22 protein-coding genes are annotated in these 24,572 nt (G+C 59.5%); 7 read left to right on the forward strand and 15 right to left on the reverse strand.

The genetic code is table 11. From position 1 onward, the window contains the following. Positions 1-125 precede the first annotated feature (125 nt). The 3 genes from F2P67_RS16240 to F2P67_RS16250 all read right to left on the reverse strand — a co-directional run bounded on the left by F2P67_RS16240 (position 126) and on the right by F2P67_RS16250 (position 4,186). Entirely contained in the window at positions 126-1,235 is a 1,110-nt protein-coding gene (locus tag F2P67_RS16240; RefSeq protein WP_166221641.1) for a polyamine ABC transporter substrate-binding protein, read from the reverse strand. A gap of 171 nt (positions 1,236-1,406) precedes the next feature. Continuing rightward, positions 1,407-2,771, reverse strand: coding sequence for an aspartate aminotransferase family protein (locus F2P67_RS16245; protein WP_166221643.1), 1,365 nt, complete (start codon positions 2,769-2,771; stop codon positions 1,407-1,409). Positions 2,772-2,827: 56 nt separating this feature from the next. Further along, positions 2,828-4,186, reverse strand: coding sequence for a glutamine synthetase family protein (locus F2P67_RS16250; RefSeq protein ID WP_007967993.1), 1,359 nt, complete (start codon positions 4,184-4,186; stop codon positions 2,828-2,830). Between the two features lie 738 nt (positions 4,187-4,924). On the opposite strand from F2P67_RS16250, the gene F2P67_RS16255 reads away from it, so the two are divergent. Both F2P67_RS16255 and F2P67_RS16260 read left to right on the forward strand, forming a co-directional pair. Continuing rightward, complete coding sequence (locus F2P67_RS16255; protein ID WP_166221645.1) at positions 4,925-6,301, forward strand: glutamine synthetase family protein; 1,377 nt, start codon at positions 4,925-4,927, stop codon at positions 6,299-6,301. 252 nt (positions 6,302-6,553) lie between these two features. Next, positions 6,554-7,192 (forward strand): TetR/AcrR family transcriptional regulator, encoded by a 639-nt coding sequence (locus F2P67_RS16260; protein WP_166221647.1) that lies wholly within the window; start codon positions 6,554-6,556, stop codon positions 7,190-7,192. A 30-nt stretch (positions 7,193-7,222) separates the two neighbouring features. Here the strand turns inward: F2P67_RS16260 and coaA are convergent, their stop codons facing one another. From coaA to F2P67_RS16305, 9 genes are all read right to left on the reverse strand, one after another. Next, positions 7,223-8,176 carry a type I pantothenate kinase gene (coaA, locus tag F2P67_RS16265; protein ID WP_166221649.1) on the reverse strand — a complete coding sequence of 318 codons (954 nt, stop codon included), beginning with the start codon at positions 8,174-8,176 and terminating at the stop codon, positions 7,223-7,225. 154 nt (positions 8,177-8,330) lie between these two features. Then, positions 8,331-8,546 (reverse strand): TOBE domain-containing protein, encoded by a 216-nt coding sequence (locus F2P67_RS16270; RefSeq protein WP_003229256.1) that lies wholly within the window; start codon positions 8,544-8,546, stop codon positions 8,331-8,333. A 32-nt stretch (positions 8,547-8,578) separates the two neighbouring features. Continuing rightward, positions 8,579-9,385, reverse strand: a complete 807-nt coding sequence (gene ssuB, locus F2P67_RS16275) for an aliphatic sulfonates ABC transporter ATP-binding protein (RefSeq protein WP_166221651.1) — start codon at positions 9,383-9,385, stop codon at positions 8,579-8,581. Continuing rightward, entirely contained in the window at positions 9,382-10,164 is a 783-nt protein-coding gene (gene ssuC, locus F2P67_RS16280) for an aliphatic sulfonate ABC transporter permease SsuC (protein ID WP_093429771.1), read from the reverse strand. The genes ssuB and ssuC overlap by 4 nt, the downstream gene beginning before the upstream one ends. An 8-nt stretch (positions 10,165-10,172) precedes the next feature. Further along, a complete protein-coding gene (gene ssuD / locus F2P67_RS16285) occupies positions 10,173-11,321 on the reverse strand; it encodes an FMNH2-dependent alkanesulfonate monooxygenase (protein WP_064589716.1) in 1,149 nt (382 codons plus the stop codon). 25 nt (positions 11,322-11,346) lie between these two features. Continuing rightward, the gene (locus F2P67_RS16290) at positions 11,347-12,312 is read right to left on the reverse strand and encodes a sulfonate ABC transporter substrate-binding protein (protein ID WP_166221653.1); all 966 of its coding nucleotides are present in this window, start codon (positions 12,310-12,312) and stop codon (positions 11,347-11,349) included. 89 nt (positions 12,313-12,401) lie between these two features. Beyond that, the gene (ssuE, locus tag F2P67_RS16295) at positions 12,402-12,995 is read right to left on the reverse strand and encodes an NADPH-dependent FMN reductase (protein ID WP_007913832.1); all 594 of its coding nucleotides are present in this window, start codon (positions 12,993-12,995) and stop codon (positions 12,402-12,404) included. 324 nt (positions 12,996-13,319) lie between these two features. Further along, positions 13,320-13,958, reverse strand: coding sequence for a peroxiredoxin (locus F2P67_RS16300; protein ID WP_166221655.1), 639 nt, complete (start codon positions 13,956-13,958; stop codon positions 13,320-13,322). 293 nt (positions 13,959-14,251) lie between these two features. Then, on the reverse strand, positions 14,252-15,607 hold the full coding sequence (locus tag F2P67_RS16305; RefSeq protein ID WP_166221657.1) for an OprD family porin: 1,356 nt from the start codon (positions 15,605-15,607) through the stop codon (positions 14,252-14,254). 362 nt (positions 15,608-15,969) lie between these two features. Here F2P67_RS16305 and tauA point away from each other — a divergent pair, with 362 nt between their 5' ends. Then, a complete protein-coding gene (gene tauA, locus F2P67_RS16310) occupies positions 15,970-16,959 on the forward strand; it encodes a taurine ABC transporter substrate-binding protein (RefSeq protein WP_425511026.1) in 990 nt (329 codons plus the stop codon). Between the two features lie 80 nt (positions 16,960-17,039). Here tauA and argA read toward each other — a convergent pair whose 3' ends face one another. Then, positions 17,040-18,338, reverse strand: coding sequence for an amino-acid N-acetyltransferase (gene argA / locus F2P67_RS16315; RefSeq protein WP_166221659.1), 1,299 nt, complete (start codon positions 18,336-18,338; stop codon positions 17,040-17,042). A 263-nt stretch (positions 18,339-18,601) separates the two neighbouring features. Beyond that, a complete protein-coding gene (argE, locus tag F2P67_RS16320; RefSeq protein WP_166221660.1) occupies positions 18,602-19,771 on the reverse strand; it encodes an acetylornithine deacetylase in 1,170 nt (389 codons plus the stop codon). Between the two features lie 156 nt (positions 19,772-19,927). Between argE and F2P67_RS16325 the strand changes: the two genes are divergently transcribed. Further along, positions 19,928-21,298 carry a CYTH domain-containing protein gene (locus F2P67_RS16325; protein WP_166221662.1) on the forward strand — a complete coding sequence of 457 codons (1,371 nt, stop codon included), beginning with the start codon at positions 19,928-19,930 and terminating at the stop codon, positions 21,296-21,298. Between the two features lie 44 nt (positions 21,299-21,342). Here the strand turns inward: F2P67_RS16325 and F2P67_RS16330 are convergent, their stop codons facing one another. Further along, positions 21,343-21,813, reverse strand: a complete 471-nt coding sequence (locus F2P67_RS16330; RefSeq protein ID WP_166221664.1) for an Lrp/AsnC family transcriptional regulator — start codon at positions 21,811-21,813, stop codon at positions 21,343-21,345. A gap of 126 nt (positions 21,814-21,939) precedes the next feature. Between F2P67_RS16330 and F2P67_RS16335 the strand changes: the two genes are divergently transcribed. The 3 genes from F2P67_RS16335 to F2P67_RS16345 all read left to right on the forward strand — a co-directional run bounded on the left by F2P67_RS16335 (position 21,940) and on the right by F2P67_RS16345 (position 24,539). Next, positions 21,940-22,278, forward strand: coding sequence for a hypothetical protein (locus F2P67_RS16335; protein WP_166221666.1), 339 nt, complete (start codon positions 21,940-21,942; stop codon positions 22,276-22,278). A gap of 90 nt (positions 22,279-22,368) precedes the next feature. Further along, positions 22,369-24,153 carry a type IV pilus assembly ATPase TfpB gene (gene tfpB, locus F2P67_RS16340; RefSeq protein ID WP_166221668.1) on the forward strand — a complete coding sequence of 595 codons (1,785 nt, stop codon included), beginning with the start codon at positions 22,369-22,371 and terminating at the stop codon, positions 24,151-24,153. Positions 24,154-24,218: 65 nt separating this feature from the next. Next, positions 24,219-24,539: a DUF2388 domain-containing protein gene (locus F2P67_RS16345; protein WP_171057234.1), complete on the forward strand. Its 321-nt coding sequence runs from the start codon at positions 24,219-24,221 to the stop codon at positions 24,537-24,539. Positions 24,540-24,572 lie beyond the last annotated feature (33 nt).

Raw genomic sequence — 24,572 nt, forward strand, 5'->3', positions numbered from 1 at the left:
CCGGCAACAAAACCGGCGCGCAACTTACCCTCGAAAAACCGTTCCAGCAAAACTTTCTGTCATTTAATTACACCGCTGGCCGCCCCGGCGAAGGCGACGGCCAGCGGTTGCTGCGTCAAACCGGTTTATTTACCGGATTTGATTTTGGTCCAGCTGCGCGTCATTTCACGCTGGGTGGCCGCTGGCAGATCGGCGATCGCATACAACTTGGCCTGCACGTCGGCTGGCGGGTAGATGCCTGGATCGCTGGTGATGTCTTTCTCTACCAGAGGGGTTGCAGCGGCGTTACCGTTCGGGAAGCGTACGGCGTTGGTGATGCCGGCCATGACTTCAGGCTTCTGCAGGAAGGTCATGAACTTGTAGGCGCCTTCAACGTTTTCGGCATCTTTAGGGATGGCGACCATGTCGAAGAAGCTGCCAGCGCCTTCCTTCGGAATGGCGTAGCTGACTTTCACCTTGTCACCGGCCTCGGCAGCACGGGACTTGGCCTGCTGCACGTCACCCGAGTAGCCGACCGCTACGCAGATGTTGCCGTTGGCCAGGTCCGAGATGTACTTGGAGGAGTGGAAGTAGGTGATCGAAGGACGAATCTTGAGGAACAGTTCCTCGGCTTTCTTGATGTCTTCTTTCTTCTGGCTGTCGGTTGGCAGGCCCAAGTAGTGCAGCGCGACCGGGAGCATTTCGGTCGGCGAATCGAGGAAGCTCACACCGCAGCCCTTGAGCTTGGCGATGTTCTCCGGCTTGAGCAGCACGTCCCACGAGTCGATGGTGTCGACGCCCAGTGCAGCCTTGACCTTCTCCGGGTTGTAACCGATGCCGATCGAACCCCACATGTACGGGAAGGCGTGCTTGTTGCCCGGGTCGCTGACCGAGACGGCCTTGAGCAGGTCCTGGTTCAGGTTCTTCCAGTTAGGCAGTTTGGACTGATCCAGTTCCTGATAAACGCCAGCCTTGATCTGCTTGGCCAGGAAGTTGTTGGACGGCACGACCACGTCGTAGCCGGACTTGCCTGCCAGCAGTTTGGCTTCCAGGGTTTCGTTGCTGTCGAATACGTCGTAGACCACCTTGATCCCCGACTCTTTCTCGAAGTTGGCGATGGTGTCCGGAGCGATGTAGTCAGACCAGTTGTAGACGTGCAACACCTTGTCGTCCGCGTGAACCGCACCCGCCATCATGCCCGCGACGGACAGGGCGAGCAGAGTCTTGCCAGCAAGCTTTTTACCTAATGCCTTCATGCGTCATGCTCCAAATTTTTCTTTTTTGAACCACATTGTTCAGCGGCCGAACCCGGACAACTGGAACCGCGGCTAGTCTGGCAAGATCCGAGGCGGTCTTTCAAGAAAAGACCAGCCTTTCTGACAGCTTTGAGCGAGTGCGCCGCAGCTCCCCCGCCCAAAGCCTAGCACTTAGCCCTGCAACGCACTGAGGGTCAGGTCCAGACACTTGCGTGCCTTTGTCACCAGTTCATCGATCTCCGCTTTGCTGATGACCAGCGGCGGCGCGATGATCATGGTGTCGCCCACGGCGCGCATGATCAGCCCGTTGTCGAAGCAGAACTGGCGGCAGATCATGCCGACGCCCTTGCCTTCGTAACGCTTGCGAGTGGCCTTGTCCTGCACCAGCTCGATGGCCCCCAGCAGACCGACTCCGCGCACTTCCCCCACCAACGGGTGATCGTTCAGCTCGCGCAGACGTTTCTGCAAATACGGTGCCGTTTCGTTGTGCGCGTTCTCGATAATTTTCTCGTCGCGCAGAATGCGGATATTTTCCAGGCCCACCGCTGCTGCCACCGGGTGACCGGAGTAGGTGAAGCCGTGGTTGAAGTCGCCGCCTTCGTTGAGCACCTTCACCACTTCGTCGCGCACGATCAGGCCACCCATCGGGATGTAACCAGAGGTCAGGCCTTTGGCGATGGTCATCATGTCGGGTTTGAGGTCGTAGAAATCGCTGCCGAACCACTGGCCGGTACGGCCGAAACCGCAGATCACTTCGTCGGCGACGAAGAGGATGTCGTACTTGGCGAGGATTTCCTTGATGCGCGGCCAGTAGGTGTCTGGCGGGATGATCACGCCGCCGGCGCCCTGGATCGGCTCGGCAATAAAGGCACCGACGTTGTCGACGCCGACTTCGAGAATCTTTTCTTCCAGCTGATTGGCCGCCCAGATGCCGAACTCTTCCGGCGACATGTCGCCGCCTTCAGCGAACCAGTACGGCTGGGCGATGTGGACGATGCCCGGGATCGGCAAGTCGCCCTGCTCGTGCATATAGGTCATGCCACCGAGGCTGGCGCCGGCCACGGTCGAACCGTGATAACCGTTCTTGCGGCTGATAATGACTTTCTTGTTCGGCTGGCCCTTGATCGCCCAGTAGTGGCGAACCATGCGCAACATGGTGTCGTTGCCTTCGGAGCCGGAACCGGTGAAAAACACGTGGTTCATGCCTTGCGGTGCGACGTCAGCGATAGCCTTGGCCAGTTCCAGCGCCGGCGGGTGGGCGGTCTGGAAGAACAGGTTGTAGTAAGGCAATTCGCGCATCTGTTTGGCGGCAGCGTCGGCCAATTCATCACGACCGTAACCGATGGCCACGCACCACAGACCGGCCATGCCGTCGAGGATCTTGTTGCCTTCGCTGTCCCACAGGTAAACGCCCTTGGCGTTGGTGATGATCCGCGGGCCTTTCTCTTTCAGCTGCTTGAAGTCGCTGAACGGGGCCAGGTGGTGATCATTGCTGAGTGCTTGCCACTCGCGGGTTTGCGGGTTGTTGCTGGTCATGCCAATTCTCCTTGTTATCGGTGAAGGCGCGGCACCTGAGCACCGCGCCCGGCGTATCAGACGGCGAAGAGCAGGTACTCACGCTCCCACGAACTGATCACGCGCTTGAAGTTTTCATGCTCGGCCCGCTTGACCGCGACGTAGCCAGTGATGAAAGTTTTGCCCAGGTATTTCTCGATGGTCGCGCTGTTTTCCATGCGTTCCAGTGCATCTTCGATGGTCAGCGGCAGGCGCAGGTTGCGTCGCTCGTAACCACGACCGACGACCGGTGCGCTTGGGTTCAGACCTTCAACCATGCCGATGTAACCGCAGAGCAGGCTCGCGGCAATCGCCAGGTACGGGTTGGCGTCGGCGCCCGGCAGACGGTTTTCCACCCGACGATTCTGCGGGCCGGCATCCGGCACGCGCAGACCCACGGTACGGTTCTCTTCGCCCCACTCCACGTTCACCGGTGCCGAAGTGTCCGGCAGGAAGCGGCGGAACGAGTTGACGTTCGGCGCGAACAGCGGCAGCAATTCCGGAATCAGTTTCTGCAAGCCACCGATGTGGTGCAGGAACAACTGGCTCATGGTTCCGTCTTCATTGGAGAAGACGTTCTTGCCGGTTTCGATGTCGATGATGCTCTGGTGCAAGTGCATCGCACTGCCCGGCTCGCCGGTCATCGGCTTGGCCATGAAGGTCGCAGCCACGTCATGCTTGAGCGCGGCTTCGCGCATGGTGCGTTTGAACACCAGAATCTGATCGGCCAGCGACAGCGCGTCGCCGTGACGGAAGTTGATTTCCATCTGCGCCGTGCCGTCTTCGTGGATCAGCGTGTCGAGATCCAGTTCCTGCAGCTCGCACCAGTCGTAGACGTCTTCAAACAACGGGTCGAATTCGTTCGCTGCTTCAATGGAGAACGACTGACGGCCGATTTCCGGACGCCCCGAGCGACCGATCGGCGGCTGCAACGGATAGTCAGGGTCGTCACTGCGCTTGGTCAGGTAGAACTCCATCTCCGGCGCCACGATTGGCTGCCAGCCTTTATCGGCGTAGAGCTTGAGGACTTTCTTGAGCACGTTGCGCGGCGACAGCTCGATCGGGTTGCCTTGCTTGTCGTAGGTGTCGTGGATCACCTGAGCCGTTGGCTCGATGGCCCATGGCACCAGGTACACGGCGTTCTGGTCGGGGCGGCAGATCATGTCGATGTCGGCCGGGTCGAGCAGTTCGTAATAAATGTCGTCTTCGACGTAGTCGCCGGTCACGGTCTGCAACAGAACGCTCTCTGGCAGGCGCATGCCTTTTTCGGCGATGAACTTGTTGGTCGGCGAGATCTTGCCCCGGGTGATACCGGTCAAGTCGCCGATCATGCATTCGACTTCTGTGATCTTGTGGTCTTTCAACCAATCGGTGAGCTGGTCGAGGTTGTTACTCATAAATGCCTCTGGGCTGAGTCTCCTGACAGTCTGTCAGGCAAGTTTGACGCCTTGGCGTCGCGTTAAAGGGGGCTTGCTTGCGCGCAGTGCCGGCTTACGCCCGGCACCGCGCATCGACAATGAAAGAGGAGCTTACCTGCCCTTTACGCTGGCGTTGCATTTCCTGTGCACACTCGAGGCGAGCAACGCGTGCAGAATCACGAGCACGGCTTGAGGAGCCGCACAGGCTTTGGAAGAGAAAGAGATCTATATTGAAAGGAGACGCCATAAACCGGATGCTTGCCCGTGCGTCCAGAATATCGGACGTTGCCGTTTCGGCTATTGCGCACGAGACCTTCGTCGGCAAGCCACAAGCCTGACTGGCAGCGCTACGGACGGATTTGTCGCCACTGATGTGATGAGCATGCAGACCGGACTGTTGCGAGCAGTCGGTGACGCCGATTATCGGCAGGCGAGACATGAAGCACCCCGGTATTATTGCTGTTATGGGTTTGATCCGAGCTTAGCCTTGTTCATTTTTTTACACAACACCCCCGTAAAAAATACAACACGGCCTGCTCAAGCCCGCGGGTGCCAAGCGCTTCAAGGACTAAAAACCGCCCAAAAGTGCCCCATAAATGCCCTCACAGCGCTTTTTTAGGGCAAAAAAGGCCTCGCTTGACTTCGGCAGGCCGTTCGGGTTGACTGAAACCAGAAAAGATCAATGATTGATATTTTTAACAACAAAGGTGTTGCATCATGTCGGTACCCCCGCGTGCCGTTCAGCTTAACGAAGCGAACGCGTTCCTTAAGGAACATCCTGAGGTTCTGTACGTTGACCTTCTGATTGCGGATATGAATGGTGTGGTGCGCGGCAAGCGCATTGAACGCACCAGCCTCCACAAGGTTTACGAGAAAGGCATCAACCTGCCGGCCTCTCTATTTGCTCTGGATATCAATGGTTCAACGGTGGAAAGCACCGGCCTGGGCCTGGACATCGGCGACGCCGACCGTATCTGCTATCCAATCCCCGACACCCTGTGCAATGAGCCATGGCAGAAGCGCCCAACCGCGCAACTGTTGATGACCATGCACGAACTCGAAGGCGATCCTTTCTTCGCCGATCCGCGCGAAGTGCTCCGTCAAGTTGTTGCAAAGTTTGACGAGCTTGGCTTGACCATCTGCGCCGCATTCGAACTCGAGTTCTACCTGATCGACCAGGAAAACGTGAACGGCCGTCCACAGCCACCACGCTCGCCGATCTCCGGCAAACGCCCGCACTCGACTCAGGTTTACCTGATCGACGACCTCGACGAATACGTCGACTGCCTCCAGGACATTCTGGAAGGTGCCAAAGAGCAAGGCATCCCGGCCGACGCCATCGTCAAGGAAAGTGCCCCGGCGCAGTTCGAAGTGAACCTGCACCACGTCGCCGACCCGATCAAGGCGTGCGACTACGCGGTACTGCTCAAGCGCCTTATCAAGAACATCGCCTACGACCATGAAATGGACACCACCTTCATGGCCAAGCCTTACCCGGGTCAGGCTGGCAATGGTCTGCACGTCCACATTTCGGTACTCGACAAAGATGGCAAAAACATTTTTGCCAGCGAGGATCCCGAGCAGAACGCCGCACTGCGTCACGCGATCGGCGGTGTGCTCGAGACCCTGCCGGCGCAGATGGCTTTCCTCTGCCCGAACGTCAACTCGTACCGTCGTTTCGGCGCACAGTTCTATGTGCCGAACTCGCCGTGCTGGGGTCTGGACAACCGTACCGTGGCGATTCGCGTACCGACCGGCTCATCCGATGCCGTACGTATCGAACACCGCGTGGCCGGCGCCGATGCCAACCCGTACCTGCTGATGGCTTCGGTACTGGCTGGTGTGCACCACGGTCTGACCAACAAGATCGAACCGGGCGCGCCTGTCGAAGGCAACAGCTACGAGCAGAACGAGCAAAGCCTGCCGAACAACCTGCGCGATGCATTGCGTGAGCTGGACGACAGCGAGGTCATGGCCAAGTACATCGATCCGAAATACATCGATATCTTTGTGGCCTGTAAGGAAAGCGAGCTGGAGGAGTTCGAACACTCCATCTCCGACCTTGAGTACAACTGGTATCTGCATACCGTTTAAGCGGATTGCAGCTGCAAAAAACGCCGTGGGCTGATTCAGCCTGCGGCGTTTTTTTATGGCCGACACAATAGAAGGGGAATGGCCGCCTTCGGCGGTTCGGGAGCAAGCCCCCTCCCACAGGGGATATCCCGTGAGCAGGCATTTTGAGTACACAGAAAATCAACTGTGGGAGGGGGCTTGCTCCCGAAGACGGCCGACAAGACAACATCGAACCCGGCTCGTACAATGCCCGCTGCCCCGCAGGAGACTTTCATGACGCGACCCGCCCCCGTTCGCAAACCCCGTGCCCGCAGTCAGGCGCGGATCGATTCGATACTCGACGCCGCGCGCACGCTGCTGGCCGCCGAGGGTGTGGCCAGTCTGTCGATCTACAGCGTGGCCGAGCGCGCGCAGATTCCGCCCTCCTCCGTTTACCACTTCTTCGCCAGCGTCCCGGCGTTGCTCGAAGCACTCACCGCTGACGTGCACGCCGCGTTTCGCGCTTGCCTGCAAGCGCCGATTGATCACGAGGCTCTGTGCGACTGGCGTGATCTTTCGCGTCTGGTTGAACGGCGGATGCTGGAAATCTACGACGAAGACGCCGCCGCCCGCCAGTTGATCCTCGCCCAGCACGGACTCACCGAAGTGACGCAGGCTGACCGTCAGCACGACATTGAATTGGGCGACCTGATGCACAAGTTGTTCGACCATCACTTCGAACTGCCGAGACTGCCGAGCGATGTCGACGTGTTTGCGCTGGCGATGGAATTGGGCGACCGCGTCTACGCCCGATCAGTCCAGCAGCACGGGCAAATCACGCCGCGCATGGCGGAGGAAGGCATGCGCGTATTCGATGCTTACCTGGGTTTGTACCTGCCGCTTTACCTGCCCAAGCGAACGACTGCCGTCTGACCGGCAGCCGCGCCTTACAAGGCCGTCTGTTCAGATTGCCCGCAGCAGAATCCTGTCGATGGAATGATCGGCCGACTTGTTGAGTATCAGACTGGCCTTGTCGCGGGTCGGCAGGATGTTCTCAACGAGGTTTTTCAAGTTGACCCGATCCCAAGTACCGGACGCCACTGACAGCGCCTCGTCATTCGACAGGCTCTTGTACTTGTTGAAGTAAGACTCGTCGGACTGAAATGCGGTGTTCTTCAAGTACACAAAGCGTTCGAGGTACCACTTCTTGATGTCTTCTTGCGCGGCATCGACGTAGATCGAAAAGTCGACGAAATCGAGGACGTTCAAACTGTCGCGCTTGTCCTCTTGCAGCACATTCAAACCTTCCAGAACGATGATATCGGGCGACTGAATGGTCTGCGTCTCATCGGCAAGAATGTCGTACTGAACGTGCGAGTAGACCGGAATCTGCACCGGGTTGCCTTCGTTGCGCACGGCGTGCAAAAAGTCGAGAAGAAGCGCCCGGTCGTAGGACTCGGGAAAGCCTTTGCGATGCAATAGGTTGTTCTTTTCGAGGGTCGCCAGCGGAAACAGGAACGAGTCGGTGGTCACCAACTGCACATCCGGCGAGCCCGGCCACGACGACAAAAGCGCCGACAAGACCCGGGCAAAACTGCTTTTACCTACCGCGACACTGCCGGAGATGCCAATGACAAAGGGTGGTTTGTGCGCAGGCTCGCCCAGAAATTCACTGTGCACCTGACCCAGCGACCGCGCCGCGGCTGCGTGCAGATTCAACAGGCGCGCCAGAGGCAGCAGAATGGTTTCTACTTCCTCTCGCGTGATGGGCTGTGTCGGACTGATCAGCGCATTCATTTGCGCAGACGAAAGGCTCTGCGCCGCATCGTCCCGGAAGGCAGACCATTGCTCGCGAGTGAATTCCCGGTACTCGCGGTGAGCGGGCGAATGCCCTGCGGCATTCTGCTTAGTCGTCATAATCTTCCTGTAGGCGCCCTGACAAAAGCCGGAACATAGCAGATCTGCCCGGCGCCTCCAAACCAACAACCGTGCGCCTGAATATCCATTGAAAAGCACGCATGAAAAAACCCCGGAGGGTTAAAGCCGTCCGGGGCCCTGTGTACCGCATCGATTACAACTTGGCGATCGATACCTCGGTGGATTTCACAAAGGCGATCACTTCGCTGCCGACCACCAGTTCCAGCTCCTTGACCGAACGGGTGGTGATCACCGAAGTGACGATGCCCGAAGCGGTCTGCACGTCGATTTCCGACAGCACGTCGCCGAGGACGATTTCCTTGATCGAGCCTTTGAACTGGTTGCGCACGTTGATGGCTTTGATAGTCATGGCATTGATTCCTGTCGTTGATAGAACTTGAGTTATTGCGCCCAACGCAGTTGCGTAGGCAGGGGTGAAACAGGTTCCGGCTCCGGCGGTTCGCCAGGCAGGGACAAAACACGGTTGAGCACTTCGGTTTCCAGCGCCGCCAGCCGGTGCGATCCGCGTACTCGCGGGCGTGGCAGCTCCACAGGCAGATCGAGACCGACTTCGCCGTCCTCGATCAGAATCACCCGGTCGGCAATCGCCACCGCTTCGCTGACGTCGTGGGTCACCAGCAGCACGGTGAAACCGTGTTGCTGCCAAAGACGTTCGATCAGTTGCTGCATTTCAATGCGGGTCAGCGCATCCAGTGCGCCGAGCGGTTCGTCGAGCAACAGCAGACGCGGCTGATGGATCAACGCCCGGGCCAGCGCGACACGCTGCTTTTGACCGCCGGACAACGCCGCCGGCCATTCATTGGCGCGGTCGGCCAGACCGACCGCTTCCAATGCGTCCAGTGCTTGCGGACGCCAGTTGCCCTTGAGGCCGAGACCGACGTTGTCGATGATCCTTTTCCACGGCAGCAGCCGCGCTTCCTGGAACATCAATCGGGTGTCTTCCCGCGCATCGCTGAGCGGCGCGGCGCCGGCCAGCAAGTCGCCGCCAGTCGGCTGGTCGAGGCCGGCAAGCAAGCGCAGCAATGTACTTTTGCCGCAGCCACTGCGCCCGACCACGGCGACGAACTGCCCCGCCGGAATGTGCAGATCGATATCGCGCAGCACTTGCCGCGCGCCGAAGGTTTTCTGCAGATTGCGCACCGCCAGCGGAATCCCGCGTAGCAGACGTGGAGGTTGTTGAGCGGTCATGCCGCACCTCCTTTGGCAACCTGATAGGCCGGATGCCAGCGCAACCACACGCGTTCAAGTCCGCGAGCCGCGAGGTCAGCGAGCTTGCCCAACACCGCATAAAGCAGGATCGCCAGCACCACCACGTCGGTCTGCAAAAACTCCCGGGCGTTCATCGCCAGGTAGCCGATGCCGGAACTGGCCGAGATGGTTTCCGCGACGATCAGCGTCAGCCACATAAAGCCCAGTGCGAAGCGCACGCCGACCAGAATCGAAGGCAGCGCACCCGGCAGAATCACCTGCCAGAACAGGCTGAAACCGCTCAAACCATAACTGCGCGCCATCTCCACCAGCGCCGGGTCGACGTTGCGAATGCCGTGATAAGTGTTGAGGTAGATCGGGAACAACGTCCCCAGCGCCACCAGAAAAATCTTCGCCGACTCGTCGATGCCGAACCACAGAATCACCAGCGGGATCAGCGCCAGATGCGGCACGTTGCGGATCATCTGCACCGAGCTGTCGAGCAGGCGCTCGCCCCACTTCGACAGGCCAGTGATGAAACCCAGCGCCAGACCAATGCTGCCACCGATGGTGAAGCCCAGCGCCGCGCGCCAGCCGCTGATCGCCAGGTGCGTCCAGATTTCACCGCTGCGCACCAGGCTTACGCCGGCCTCGATCACCGCCACCGGCGCCGGCAGAATCCGCGTCGACAACCAACCCGCCGACACCGACAACTGCCACACCGCCAGCAACAACACCGGCAACGCCCAGGGCGCGAGGCTGTGGATAATCTTCTTCATGGCGCGCCTCAGCTCTGCGACGCGGCTTTGGGAAGAATGTCGTTGGCGACCATCTCGCCGAACGGGCTGACATAACCGGCGCTTTTCGGCAGTTCCGGGCGTTCGATATCGAGGTGCGGGAACAGCAGTTCAGCGACGCGATACGACTCTTCGAGGTGTGGATAACCGGAAAAGATGAAGGTGTCGATGCCCAGATCGGCGTATTCCTTGACGCGCGCCGCCACGGTCGGGCCATCGCCGACCAGCGCCGTCCCGGCACCGCCGCGCACCAGACCAACGCCGGCCCAGAGGTTCGGGCTGACTTCGAGGTTGTCGCGGCTGCCACCGTGCAGTGCGGCCATGCGTTGCTGGCCGACCGAATCGAAACGCGCCAGCGAGGCTTGCGCACGCTTGATGGTGTCGTCATCCAGATGCGAGATCAGGCGATCCGCCGCTTGCCAGGCTTCGGCGTTGGTTTCACGGACGATCACATGCAGACGGATGCCGAAGCGCACGGTGCGACCGAGCTTGGCGGCTTTGGCGCGCACCTGTTCGATCTTCTCCGCCACCGCCGCTGGCGGCTCGCCCCAGGTCAGGACCATTTCCACTTGTTCGGCCGCCAGATCCTGCGCCGCTTCCGATGAGCCACCGAAGTACAGCGGCGGACGCGGTTGCTGGATCGGCGGATAGAGCAATTTGGCGCCCTTCACGCTGATGTGCTGACCGTCGTAATCAACGGTTTCGCCTTCCAGCACACGACGCCAGATGCGGGTGAATTCCACCGAGGCCTGATAGCGTTCTTCGTGGCTGAGGAACAGACCGTCACCGGCCAATTCTTCAGGATCACCACCGGTCACCAGATTGAACAGTGCACGACCGCCAGACAGACGATCCAGCGTGGCTGCCTGTCGCGCCGCCACCGTCGGGGAAATGATCCCGGGGCGTAGGGCGACAAGGAATTTCAGCCGCTGGGTCACCGGGATCAGTGATGCCGCGACCAGCCACGAGTCTTCGCAGGAGCGGCCGGTAGGAATCAGCACACCACCGAAACCCAGACGATCCGCCGCTTGCGCGACCTGTTGCAGATAACCGTGGTCAACGGCGCGGGCGCCTTCGGCGGTGCCAAGGTAATGGCCGTCGCCGTGGGTAGGCAGGAACCAGAAGATATTGAGGCTCATGGAGTGGTCTCCTTGGGGATTCGAATTACTGCGCTTTAGCCACAGCGGCCGGTGGTGTCCAGATCACATCCTTGATGCTCAGCGGCTTGGGAATCAGCTTGAGCTGGAAGAACGTGTCAGCGATTTTCTGTTGTGCGGCGACTACTTCCGGCGTCAGGAACAGCGCGCCGTAACCCTGGCGTTTCACCGAGGTCAGCGTGATGTCCGCCGGCAGGCCGAGCAGTGGCGCAACTTGTTGAGTCACATCTTCAGGATTGGCTTTCGACCACTCACCCACCGCGCGCACTTCCTCGACAAGGGTCTTGATGACCTCGGGATTTTTCTGTGCGTAAGGCTTGGTCGCGAGATAGAACTGGTGGTTGTCGACGATGCCTTTGCCGTCACGCAGGGTGTGCGCTTGCAGTTGTTGCTCGGCGGCCGCCTGGTACGGATCCCAGATGACCCAGGCATCGACGCTGCCACGTTCGAACGCGGCGCGGGCATCGGCCGGCGGCAGGAATACGGTTTGAATGTCGGAGTACTTGAGGCCGGCGTCTTCCAGCGCACGCACCAGCAGGTAGTGGACGTTGGAGCCCTTGTTCAGCGCGACTTTCTTGCCCTTGAGATCCGCCACCGATTTGATCGGCGAATCTTTCGGCACGAGGATCGCTTCGCTGTTCGGCGCTGGCGGCTCGTAGGCCACGTAGAGCAGATCGGCACCGGCCGCCTGAGCGAAGACTGGTGGGGTTTCGCCGGTAACGCCGAAGTCGATCGAGCCGACGTTCAGGCCTTCCAGCAGTTGCGGGCCGCCGGGGAATTCAGTCCATTGCACGTCCACGCCTTGGGCGGCCAGACGTTTTTCCAACGTCCCTTTGGCTTTGAGCAGCACCAGCGTGCCGTATTTCTGATAACCGATCCGCAATGTCTCGGCTTGAGCTTGAGTGATGGCGCCGAAGGTGACAGCCGCAGCAAACAGAGCGACCAGACCACGACGCAAAAATACAGTGCGCATAGCGCTCTCCTTTTTGCTGTTGGGTTTTGGCTGCACCTGCTTGCCCGTTGGCGGGCGAGTAAGGCCAGTACTTCAAGTTTCGGTGAGACTTAAATGCTCCAGCGAGCACTCAACAAACGTTCATTCAACAAGCCCGGTTCCAGCGGTTTCGGCCGACGGGCCATCGCGCCGACAAACTGATCCAGCGCTTCGTGCAGACGCTGCTCCAGTGCCGGCGCCAGTTGCGCGGCGGCACTGCCTTCGCCGTAAGCGATCTGGCTGTCCTCGGCAAAAATCCCCTGGAGCATTTCCTGAGCCTTCAACGCCGACAACACTGGCTTGAGCGCGTAATCGACTACCAGCATGTGGGCGATGCTTCCACCAGTAGCCATCGGCAAGACAATCTTGTGGTTCAGGGCGCGCTCGGGCAGCAGATCCAGCAAGGTCTTCAGGGCGCCGGAGAACGACGCTTTGTAAACCGGCGTGGCGATCAGCAGGCCGTCGGCGTTTTCGATCTGTTGCAGCAGGTCGAGCACTTTCGGGCTGTCGAAGCGGGCGTGGAGTAGATCCTCGGCCGGGAAGTCCCGCACCTGATAACTCACCACTTCCACTCCTTGCGCCTGCAACCAGCGTTGCGAGCGCTCCAGCAGCACCCCGGAACGGGAGCGCAGGCTGGGACTGCCACCGAGTGAGACGACCAACATTCAGACAATTCCTTAAGCGTTACAGGCGATTCGCGGGTTGCGATCTCGCTTCGATGGGAGTGACCTTACCAGCTGATTTATATATCCATAAATCATATTTATTCATTTGGTTATACGATTAAGAGATATGCGAGCCGCGTTTTCCCGGACGAAAAAAAGGCCGTCGAAACGGCCTGAAATCCCCTGCTTAGTGGTTCTGAATTCTGTGTCGCTCAAGCCGACGCCTTCGCGAGCAAGCCCGCTCCCACAGGGGAACGCATTCCAGAATGTGGGAGCGGGCTTGCTCGCGAAAGCGGTGGTGACTACACCGCAAAATTTACGGATTCACTTGTTCGGCTGTGGGGTGAGGCGCAGATAAGGCTTCACTGCGCGGTAGCCCTTCGGAAAGCGTTGCTTGATTTCGTCTTCGTCCTTGAGCGACGGCACGATCACCACCTCGTCACCGTCCTGCCAGTTGGCCGGGGTGGCCACTTTGTAGTTGTCGGTGAGCTGCAGCGAATCGATCACCCGCAGAATCTCGTGGAAATTGCGCCCGGTGCTCGCCGGGTAGGTGATGGTCAGGCGGATTTTTTTGTTCGGATCGATCACGAACAAAGAACGCACGGTCAGTGTGTCGTTGGCGTTCGGGTGGATCAGGTCGTACAAATCCGAGACTTTACGATCAGCATCGGCCAGGATCGGGAAGTTGACGATTGTGCTCTGGGTTTCGTTGATGTCTTCGATCCACTTGTGGTGCGAATCCACCGGGTCGACCGACAGCGCGATGGCCTTGACGCCGCGCTTGCTGAACTCATCCTTGAGCTTGGCGGTGAAGCCCAGCTCGGTGGTGCACACCGGGGTGAAGTCCGCCGGGTGGGAGAACAGCACGCCCCAGCTATCGCCCAGCCACTCGTGGAAACGAATCTTGCCGGCGCTGGAATCCTGTTCGAAATCGGGGGCGATGTCGCCGAGTCTGAGGCTCATGGTGCTGCTCCTGATGAGTTGTTGGAGACCTCAACTGTAGCTCGGGTTTTGCCATCATGAAAAAGAATAAATAAATAGATATTTAGATCTATAAAGAATATTAAACATCTGTTCACTGGACGCTCGGCGCCATCGCGACGAACATCGGTCGCAAGGTTCGAGAAGGCCTTGAGTTGCTGCAAAGAGGGAAATTCGGGGAGGACTTACGGGGGTGAGTCTGACTCGAAAACGCAAAAGCCCCGTCCGGCGCGATGCCGGACGGGGCTTTTTTTACATCAGATACTTGAGCGCTATTACAGCAGCGGGATCGAGTAGCTGAGGATCAGACGGTTTTCATCCTGGTCGCGAACGCCCGGAATGTTGGTACGCCAGGTGGCGTTTTTCCACATGAAGCCGACGTTCTTCAACGGGCCTTCCGGTACGACATAACCTACGGTCAGGTCGCGCTCCCACTCGGAAGCGTTGTTAACGGTCTGCACACCACGGGCGTTGACGGTATCGATGTCATCACCGTGCAGGTAAACCAAGCCAGCGGTCAGGCCAGGTACGCCGACCTTGGCGAAGTCATACGAGTAGCGTGCCTGCCAGGTTTTTTCGCCAGCACGACCGAACTTCTGGATTTGCATGTCGGTGATGGTGTAGTTCGACGAACCGTCGCCTTGGTTGAGCCAAGGGAAGTCGCTGCTGCCGTTGGAAACCTGGTAGCCGCCACCGAAGGTATGACCTTCAACGGTGTACAGGAACAGACCGCTGTACAGATTGTTGTCGACTTTGCCTTTACCACTTGGCATGCCGGTGTAGTTACCAGTGCTGTAATAAGCCGGCGTGTTGGAGTTGGCGCCATCGTCCGAGCTGTTGAAGTAGCGGAAGTCGGACTTCAGCACGCCCGGGCCGATTGCCCAGTTGTGAACCAGACCCAGGAAGTGTTGCTTGTAGAAATCTTCCAGGTTGCCGTAGTAATACTGGGCAGTCAGGTCTTTGGTGATCTTGTAGTCACCACCGGCGTAGATGAACTTGTTGCTATTAGCGCTACGCGGGGCCGCGCCGTTAATAGACAGGTTCTCGTTGTTGCTGGAGTTACGACCTTTCACAGCTTCGATCTGACCACCGACCAGAGTCAGGTCCTTGATCTCGCCGGAAGTGATCTGGCCACCTTGCCAGGTTTGTGGCAGCAGACGGCCGTCGTTGGTCACGATAACCGGGTTTTTCGGCTGCAGGGTACCCAGCTTCAGTTCAGTCTGGGAGATCTTGGCTTTGGCAGTCAGACCCAGGCTGGAGAAGTTATCGACCGCTTGGCCATTGGATTCGCTTGGAAAAACAGTGCCGCCGTAACCGGTACCAGGGCTGCCGTTAGCCGCAACGTTACCGTTGGTGCCACCGCCCGAGTCCAGACGTACGCCCAGCAGGCCGATAGCGTCGATACCAAAACCGACGGTGCCTTGGGTGTACCCGGAAATGAAGCGCAGATCGAAGCCTTGGCCCCATTCTTCGTTGCGGCTCGGTTCGGCAGTGCCGCTACGGTTATCAGTGTTGATGTAGAAGTTACGCAGCCCCAAAGTAGCCTTGCTGTCTTCGATGAAACCGGCGGCGCCTGCCTGCTGCGCCATAACCCCTACGGCCACAGCCAGGGCCAAGGTGGACTTGTTCATGTAAAGCTCCTCTCGTTTCTAATTCTTGTATTCCTGGTCCGGGTCGAATGCCTGGATCCTAAGATGCGCGATTAGCGCCAGTTCGTGACTGACAAGTCAATCGTAACTTTGTGTGTCTACGACCAAGGTCTAATCGCAGTGATTTGGTCCGTGCAGAGTAAAGATTTCCTGATAAACCCAAAAAGAATTTATTCATTCTTTTTCATACCATTCGGGAATATGGCCATTAAGTGGCCATCTGCACCGCGATACAGCGTATCGGCGACTAAGCTCATTCCTAAATGGTATTTGTTAGCCTTTTTTTAGATCGATTAGCTTTGGCGCTACCCCAAATCGTCAAACCCTATCGAAAAGGCGACGCCATGATGGCCAAACGCGCACTATCTAGTCAATTTGTTACAGTTTGTGTATCAGCGCTGATTTCTTTTTCCGCCCACGCCGCCAACCTCACAGTGGGCTATCAGACGGGCATCGACCCCAGCAAAGTCCCGCAGGCCGAGGGTCTCTACGAGAAAACCATCGGCGAGAAAATCGACTGGCGCCGTTTCAACAGCGGCCCGGAAGTTGTGACAGCCATCGCTTCCGGCGACGTACAGATCGGTAACCTAGGCTCCAGCCCGTTGGCGGCTGCCGCCTCGCGCAATCTGCCGATTGTTGCCTTCATCGTCTCGGCGCAGATCAATGCCGCCGAAGCGCTGGTCGTGCGCAACGGCAGCGGTATCAACAAGCCCGAAGACCTGATCGGCAAAACCATCGCCACGCCGTTCGTCTCCACCTCCCACTACAGTCTGCTCGGCGCCCTCAAGCACTGGGGCCTGGACACCTCGAATGTCAAAGTGGTGAACCTGCAACCGGCGGAAATCGCGGCGGCGTGGAAGCGTGGCGACATTGACGGGGCGTTTGTCTGGTCGCCGGCCCTGGGCGAAATCCGCAAGACTGGCAAGACCCTGACCGACGCCGCACAGGTCGGCCAATGGGGCGCGCCGACCTTTGAAGTCTGGGTCGCCCGCAAGGACTTTGCCGAGAAGCATCCTGACGTCGTGGCCAAATTTGCCAAGGTCACGCTGGACGCGTTCGCCGATTACGCCAGCCATAAAGACAGCTGGACCGCGGACTCGGCGCCCGTACAAAAAATCGCCAAACTGACCGGTGCCAATGCAGCCGATGTACCGGAATTACTGGCCGGTTCGGCATTCCCGGATGCCAAAGCACAACAAACCACCGCGCTGCTGGATGGCGGCACGGCGAAGGCGATTGGTGAGACGGCGAAGTTTTTGAAGGAACAGGGCAAGGTTGAAACGGTGCTGCCGGATTATTCGCCGTACGTCAGCGCGAAATTCATCACCGAATAACTGCGAAATTCATCACTGGCGGAATGAAAACCTGTGGCGAGGGGATTTATCCCCTTGCCACAAAAGCACCTCACCTGTCTTCAGAGGGTCTTTTCGAAGATCTTCGAGTTGCGCTGATAGTTGTACAGCGACGCCCGTGCCGCTGGCAGACGCTCGACGCTGCTCGGCTCGAAACCGCGCTCGCGGAACCAGTGCGCGGTGCGGGTGGTGAGTACGAACAGAGTTTTCAAACCCTGAGCCCGGGCACGAGTCTCGATACGCTCCAGCAGTTCATCACCGCGACCGCCGTGGCGATACTCCGGGTTCACCGCCAGGCAAGCCAATTCTCCGGCATCCGAATCGGCAATCTGATACAGCGCCGCACAGGCGATGATCATGCCTTCACGTTCGACCACGCTGAACTGCTCGATCTCACGCTCCAGCACTTCGCGCGAACGGCGCACCAGAATCCCCTGCTCTTCCAGCGGACTGATCAGGTCGAGCAAGCCGCCGACGTCTTCAATCGCCGCCTCACGCACCAACTCGAATTGCTCCTGGGCCACCAGCGTACCGCCACCGTCACGGGTGAACAGCTCGGTCAGCAACGCGCCATCCTCGGCATAACTGACGATGTGGCTACGCGCCACGCCACCACGGCAAGCCTCGGCAGCGGCATCCAGCAGCTCCGCCTGATAGTTGCTGCCCAGACGCTGCAGGTGCGCCGGCACTTGTTGCGGACGCAGTTCGCGCACCAGTCTGCCGTTTTCATCGATCAGGCCGAGGTCGGCACCGAACAGCAGCAGCTTGTCGGCGCCCAGATCAATGGCGGCTCGGGTGGCGACGTCTTCGCAAGCGAGGTTGAAGATTTCACCGGTCGGCGAGTAGCCCAGCGGCGACAGCAGCACGATGGAGCGCTCGTCGAGCAGACGGTTGATGCCTTTGCGGTCGACCCGACGCACTTCGCCGGTGTGGTGATAATCGACGCCTTCGAGCACACCGATCGGCCGCGCAGTGACGAGGTTGCCGCTGGCCACCCGCAGACGCGAGCCCTGCATCGGCGAAGAAGCCATGTCCATCGACAGCCGTGCCTCGATGGCAATGCGCAACTGGCCAACGGCGTCGATCACGCACTCAAGCGTCGCGGCATCAGTGATGCGCATGCCGTGGTGGTAATGCGGCGTCAGGCCGCGAGCGGCGAGGCGGGTTTCAATCTGTGGGCGGGAACCGTGCACCAGCACCAGGCGCACGCCAAGGCTGTGCAGCAAGACGATGTCGTGGACGATGTTGCCGAAGTTCGGATGCTCCACGCCGTCGCCGGGCAGCATGACGACGAAGGTGCAGTCGCGGTGGGCATTGATATAAGGAGACGCGTGGCGAAGCCAATTGACGTATTCGGGCATGAACCTGGGCCTGTAATAAATAGCAGCCGGAAAAAAGGGCGAAACGGAAAACGCACAGCGGGCTGATGGTTATCGTCGGAACAGGCTTGGCGACACGCGCGCTCTCCTCATGAATACGGGTTGGGATGCAGGCAATTTACAGCGTTTGATCGAACAAAACACATACCCCTGTGGGAGCGGGCTTGCTCGCGAATACGGTGTGCCAGAAACATTGAAGCCGACTGACACGACGTCTTCGCGAGCAAGCCCCCTCCCACATGGGGTCAGCGTCCAGCCTCGGAAGGTTTGTCCGGGCTCAGGCAGTAATGTTCAATCAGTTGCCGTAATAGATGCACGGTAGGCTGCAAACGTGACATTTCAAGGTATTCGCCGGGTTGATGCGCACAGGCAATGTCGCCTGGGCCGAGCACGATGGTTTCGCAGCCAAGGCGCTGAAGATAAGGCGCTTCGGTGCCGAACGCTACTGCTTCGGCCACATGTCCGGTGAGCTTTTCGGCAATACGCACCAGTTCGGCGTCTTCGGCCTGCTCGAACGGCGGCACTTCCGGGAACAACGGTTTGTAGTCAATCTTCACCTGATGCCGCTCGGCAACCGGGTTGAGCTTGCGCAGAATTTCCGCACGCAGGACTTTCGGGTCCATGCCCGGCAACGGCCGCAAGTCGAACTCCAGCGAACACTGGCCGCAGATGCGGTTGGGGTTGTCGCCGCCATGGATGCAGCCGAAGTTCATCGTCGGTTGCGGCACGCTGAATTGCGGATTGTTGAATTCGCGCTGCCACAACAGGCGCAAGCCACGCAGCTCGCCGATGGCGTCATGCATCGCTTCGAGGGCGCTGTGGCCCAGGCGCGGGTCCGACGAATGGCCGCTCTGCCCGAGAATATCGATGCGCTCCATCATGATGCCTTTGTGCATGCGGATCGGCTTGAGCCCGGTCGGCTCGCCGATCACCGCCGCCCGGCCCAACGGTCGCCCCGCTTCCGCCAGCGCACGGGCACCGGACATCGAGCTTTCTTCGTCGCAGGTGGCAAGGATCAGCAGCGGTTGCTTGAACGGCTGATCGAGCAGCGGCAGCACGGCTTCGATGATCAGGGCGAAGAAACCCTTCATGTCGCAACTGCCGAGGCCGACCCAGCGACCATCGACTTCGGTGAGTTTCAGCGGATCGGTCTGCCACAACGCGTCGTCGTACGGCACCGTGTCGCTGTGCCCGGCCAGCACCAGGCCACCGGGGCCGCTGCCGAAGCTGGCAAGCAGATTGAATTTACCGGGGCTGACCTGCTGGATGTCGCAACTGAAACCCAGATCACCGAGCCATCCGGCGAGCAGATCTATTACCGCCCGGTTGGACTGATCCAGGCTCGGTTGCGTACAACTGACCGACGGCGCGGCAATCAGCGCAGCGAACTGGTCTTTCATGGACGGCAAAGGCATCGCTGACTCCCATTCCCGATTTGAAGTCCATCATAGAGCCATCCGGCGTCAGGAATAAACCGCCGCAGGGCGTAGGAAGTTTGAGTCCTGTACACTGCACGACCTTGGCAGCCACACATTCCCCCGGCTGCGCTCCCGATCCTGGATTTTCCGGCCATGCAGAAAGAAACCGAAATCAAACTCCGCGTCAGCCGCGAAACCCTCGCCGCTCTGCGCGAGCACCCGCTTCTGAAAAAACGCAACAAAAATGGCTGGGAACGCCGTGAGTTGATGAACCAGTACTTCGACACCCCTGAGCGCGATCTGGCTCAGGCCAAAGTGGCCCTGCGCCTGCGCAAGGATGGCGACGAAGTGATTCAGACCCTCAAGACTCGCGGCCAGAGCGTCGCCGGTCTGTCCGAGCGTAACGAGTACGACTGGAAACTGCCGAAAGCCAAACTCGACGTGAAGAAACTCGACGGCGAATGCTGGCCCGAGTCGCTGGCAGAGCTGGACAAGAAAACCCTGAAGCCGATCTTCACCACCGACTTCGTCCGCGAACGCGCCGAAATCGCTTGGGGTCGTGGCAAGGCCAAAGTGGTCATTGAGGCCGCGCTGGATCTGGGCCACGTGGTGGTCGGCAAGCAAAAAGAAGAGATCTGCGAACTGGAACTGGAACTGCGCGAAGGCGAGCCTGCCGCGCTGCTGGAACTGGCCGCTGAACTGGCTGAAACCCTGGCGCTGATGCCGTGTGACATCAGCAAGGCCGAGCGCGGTTATCGTCTGTACGACGCCAACAGCTACTCGCTGAGCCTGCCGGCGCCGGAGCTGACGCCGGAAACCCAACTCGACGACGCCTTCGCCGCGTTGTGCTGGCACTTGCTCGGCAGCAGCCAGCGCTTGGCCGAACAGTACCGTTTCAACGGTCACTGGCGCCTGTTGCTCGACTGGGTCGAGAACCTCGCGGAAATGCGCGCCCTGCTCAGCAGTCTCGGCCAGGCCGCGCCGCGTCCGTCGACCCACGACCTGCGCGTGGCACTGGATGCCTTGCTGGAAGACTGGCGCCCGCTGGTGCAGGTCGGCATCGAAGACGAAGACGTGCGCAAGGCCGCGCCGGAGCAGTTCCTCGAAGAACTGGAAGACCCGCGCTGGGGCCTGTTCTCGCTGAACGCTTCGCGCTGGTTGCTGGCTCGCAGCTGGACCGCCGAGCGCAACGTGCGTGGCAACCGTCAGGGTGGCGCGCAGTTGCACAGCTGGTTGCCGCGCCTGTTGGGCGAAGAAGCCACGGCCCTGCAGTTGCAGCGTTACCAGCAGCAGCCGGAAGATCTGGCCGAACAACTGCCGCGAATCGAGCGTATTCAGGTCTGGTTGCACCACGCTCGTAACGTACTGGAGATCCCGGAAATGGATCGCCTGTACGGCGAGCTGAACAAACTGGCGCAACTGGCCAACGAACCGACAATCACTGACGAACTGCTCGATGCACGCAAGCAGCAGGCGATTGCGGTTTACCAGAATCGCGCCTGGAAAATGCTGCTGCGTATGTAACACCCTGCTAAAGATCGTTCCCAGGCTCTGCGTGGGAACGATCTTCAGCGCAGTACCGGCAGGCTGGTTGTGGATTTGATCTCCGACAACGCCACAATCGAGTTCACTTCCTGAATCCCCGGCACCAGCGACAGCTTCTCGAAGAAGAACCGCTCATACGCCTCAATGTCCGCCGCGACAATCCGCAACAGAAAATCCACCGCGCCCATCAGCACGTAACACTCCAGCACTTCCGGGAAACCACGAATCGCCTCGGTGAACTCGGTGAAGTTCGAACGCCCGTGGGCGTTGAGTTTGATCTCGGCGAAAATCTGCGTGTTCAGGCCAATTTTCTTGCGATCGAGCAAGGTCACCTGGCCACGAATAATGCCCTCCTCCTTCATCCGCTGAATCCGCCGCCAGCACGGCGATTGCGACAAGCCCACCTGTTCGGCGATCTGCGCACTGGACAGCGATGCGTCCTCTTGCAGCAGGGCGAGAATCCTGCGGTCGTAACTGTCCAGCTCGCAGTGCATAAAAAAACCTCAATCAGAACATTCTGCAAATTGATCCAGTCGATCAATCGCCAATAAAGCCGATCATAGCCAAGAAATACCCGGCGCCAGATGTAAAAATTCCTCCAGTGATTTTGGAGACTCGCCATGCCGCACCTCGAAGCCGTCAATCCCTCGCCAACCCGCGCCGATGTCTGGAATATCAGCAATGCCCACTGCCTGGCGCAGTATCAGATCCTCGCCGAAGCCGAACCGGACTTGCTGGTGCGGCTGCTGAACCTGTTTGCGCTGCAGTTCCTGACGCCAGAGCAGGTCAATGTGCAGCGAATGGATGACTTGATGTCGGTCGACATTGTCATGGGCGGCCTGAGCTGGCATCGCGCGCAAGTGATTGCGGAAAAACTTCGTAACCTGATCAGCGTCTGCTCGGTGCATCTGCAAAACGCCGACTCGGCGTGGGATGCACAGGCGCAAGCGGCCGGCTGACAAATCCGGCAACGGCTTCGTCGGGTAGTGGCCCAACAGTCTGCGGGGCCACGACTATCCTTTGCGCACAGTCGTTCAAAAGGAGCCCGCATGTCCGTTCAACTCGCCACTCAGGAGCGCTGGCTGGAGCTCAACGATGTGTTGCGTGAACTGGTCGCCCAAGGCTTTATCTGCCAGGACGCGGCCGAGCAGGCGCTGAACGCGCGTCGTCGTCACGCTGCCCACGGCCAGATGCATCCGCTGGAATTCATCGCCAGCCAACAACTGGATGACCTCAGCCGTCCGGGCAAACACCTCGACCTCGAAAGCCTGACCCTGTGGCTGGCACAGCAGGCCGGCCAGCCGTATTTGCGCATCGACCCGCTGAAGATCAACGTCGCCGCCATCATCCCGCTGATGTCCTACGCCTTCGCCCAACGGCACAGGATTCTTGCCGTCGCGGTCGACCGCGACTCGGTGACCGTGGCCAGCGCCCAGCCTTACGTGACCGGTTGGGAAGCCGATCTGACCCATGTCCTCAAGTTGCCGATCAAACGGGTCGTGGCCAACCCGGCGGACATCCAGCGCTTCAGCGTCGAGTTCTTTCGCCTGGCCAAGTCGGTCAGCGGCGCCAGCAATGCCGACCCGCAGAGCGGCAACCTCGGCAACTTCGAACAGTTGCTCAACCTCGGCGCCAGCGATCAGGAGCCGGACGCCAACGACGCGCACATCGTCAACATTGTCGATTGGCTGTTCCAGTACGCGTTCCAGCAGCGCGCCAGTGATATCCACATCGAGCCGCGCCGCGAGCAAGGCACCGTGCGTTTTCGCATCGACGGCGTGCTGCACAACGTCTATCAATTTCCCCCACAGGTGACCATGGCCATCGTCAGTCGCCTGAAAAGCCTCGGCCGGATGAACGTCGCCGAGAAGCGCAAACCCCAGGACGGCCGGGTCAAGACCAAGACCCCGGACGGCGGCGAAGTCGAGCTGCGCCTGTCGACCCTGCCCACCGCGTTCGGCGAAAAAATGGTCATGCGGATTTTTGACCCGGAGGTACTGCTCAAGGATTTCGACCAGCTCGGCTTTTCCGCTGACGACCTGCGCCGCTGGCAAGACATGACCCGTCAGCCCAACGGCATCATTCTGGTCACCGGGCCGACCGGTTCGGGCAAGACCACCACCCTGTACACCACACTGAAAAAACTGGCGACGCCGGAGGTCAACCTCTGCACCATCGAAGACCCGATCGAAATGGTCGAGCCGGCGTTCAACCAGATGCAGGTGCAGCACAACATCGACCTGAGCTTCGCCGCCGGCGTGCGTGCGCTGATGCGGCAAGACCCGGACATCATCATGATCGGCGAGATCCGCGACCTCGAAACCGCCGAAATGGCGATTCAGGCAGCGCTGACCGGGCACCTGGTGCTGTCGACGTTGCACACCAACGATGCGCCGAGCGCGATCAGCCGCCTGCTCGAACTCGGCGTGCCGCATTACTTGATCAAGGCCACCGTGCTCGGGGTCATGGCCCAACGCCTGGTGCGCACGTTGTGCCCGCACTGCAAGGCACCACTGACGCTGGAGGAACAAGACTGGCAAACCCTGACCCGGCCGTGGCAGGCGCCGTTGCCGACCAACGCCCAACGCGCGATTGGCTGTCTGGAATGCCGTGATACCGGCTACCACGGGCGCGCCGGCGTGTATGAAATCATGCAACTGAGCGACAGCCTCAAAGCCTGCATTACCCCGGACACCGACCTCACGGCCATCCGCCGCCAGGCCTTCAAGGAAGGCATGCGCAGCCTGCGCCTGTCCGGCGCGCAGAAAGTCGCGGCGGGGCTGACCACGGTTGAAGAAGTGCTGCGCGTAACGCCACAGAGCGAGCAGAAATGAGCGACACGGAACCGGATCCGGGAAATGACGATCCAACGCCGTAGTTAACCCCCAGGAGTCACCTAATCATGCGTCTCAAACTTGCTGTCGCCACCTTGGCCCTGCTGTCCCTTCCCGTTGGTTCGGCCATGGCGGACAGCTTTTGGCGTAACGTCATTTCCTCCGGCGCCACCACTGGCTCCACTTACCTGACCTTTAAGGATCACAAGCTGATCATCGCCGCACAGGACGATGCCGGCAGCTTCGTTGCCAGTGACGGCGGCATCCGCGGGCCGTATCTGGAAGCGGCGATGCAGAAAGTCCGCGCCGACAATCCGGGCCTGCAGGCGACGGACATGGAACTGGCGAACGCGATTCTGGCGAAGAACGCCGTGGCATCCGAATAAGCCTTGCATCAATAAAAATGCCGCTCGATTGAG

This window comes from Pseudomonas atagonensis (assembly GCF_011369485.1).
Lineage (GTDB): Bacteria > Pseudomonadota > Gammaproteobacteria > Pseudomonadales > Pseudomonadaceae > Aquipseudomonas > Aquipseudomonas atagonensis.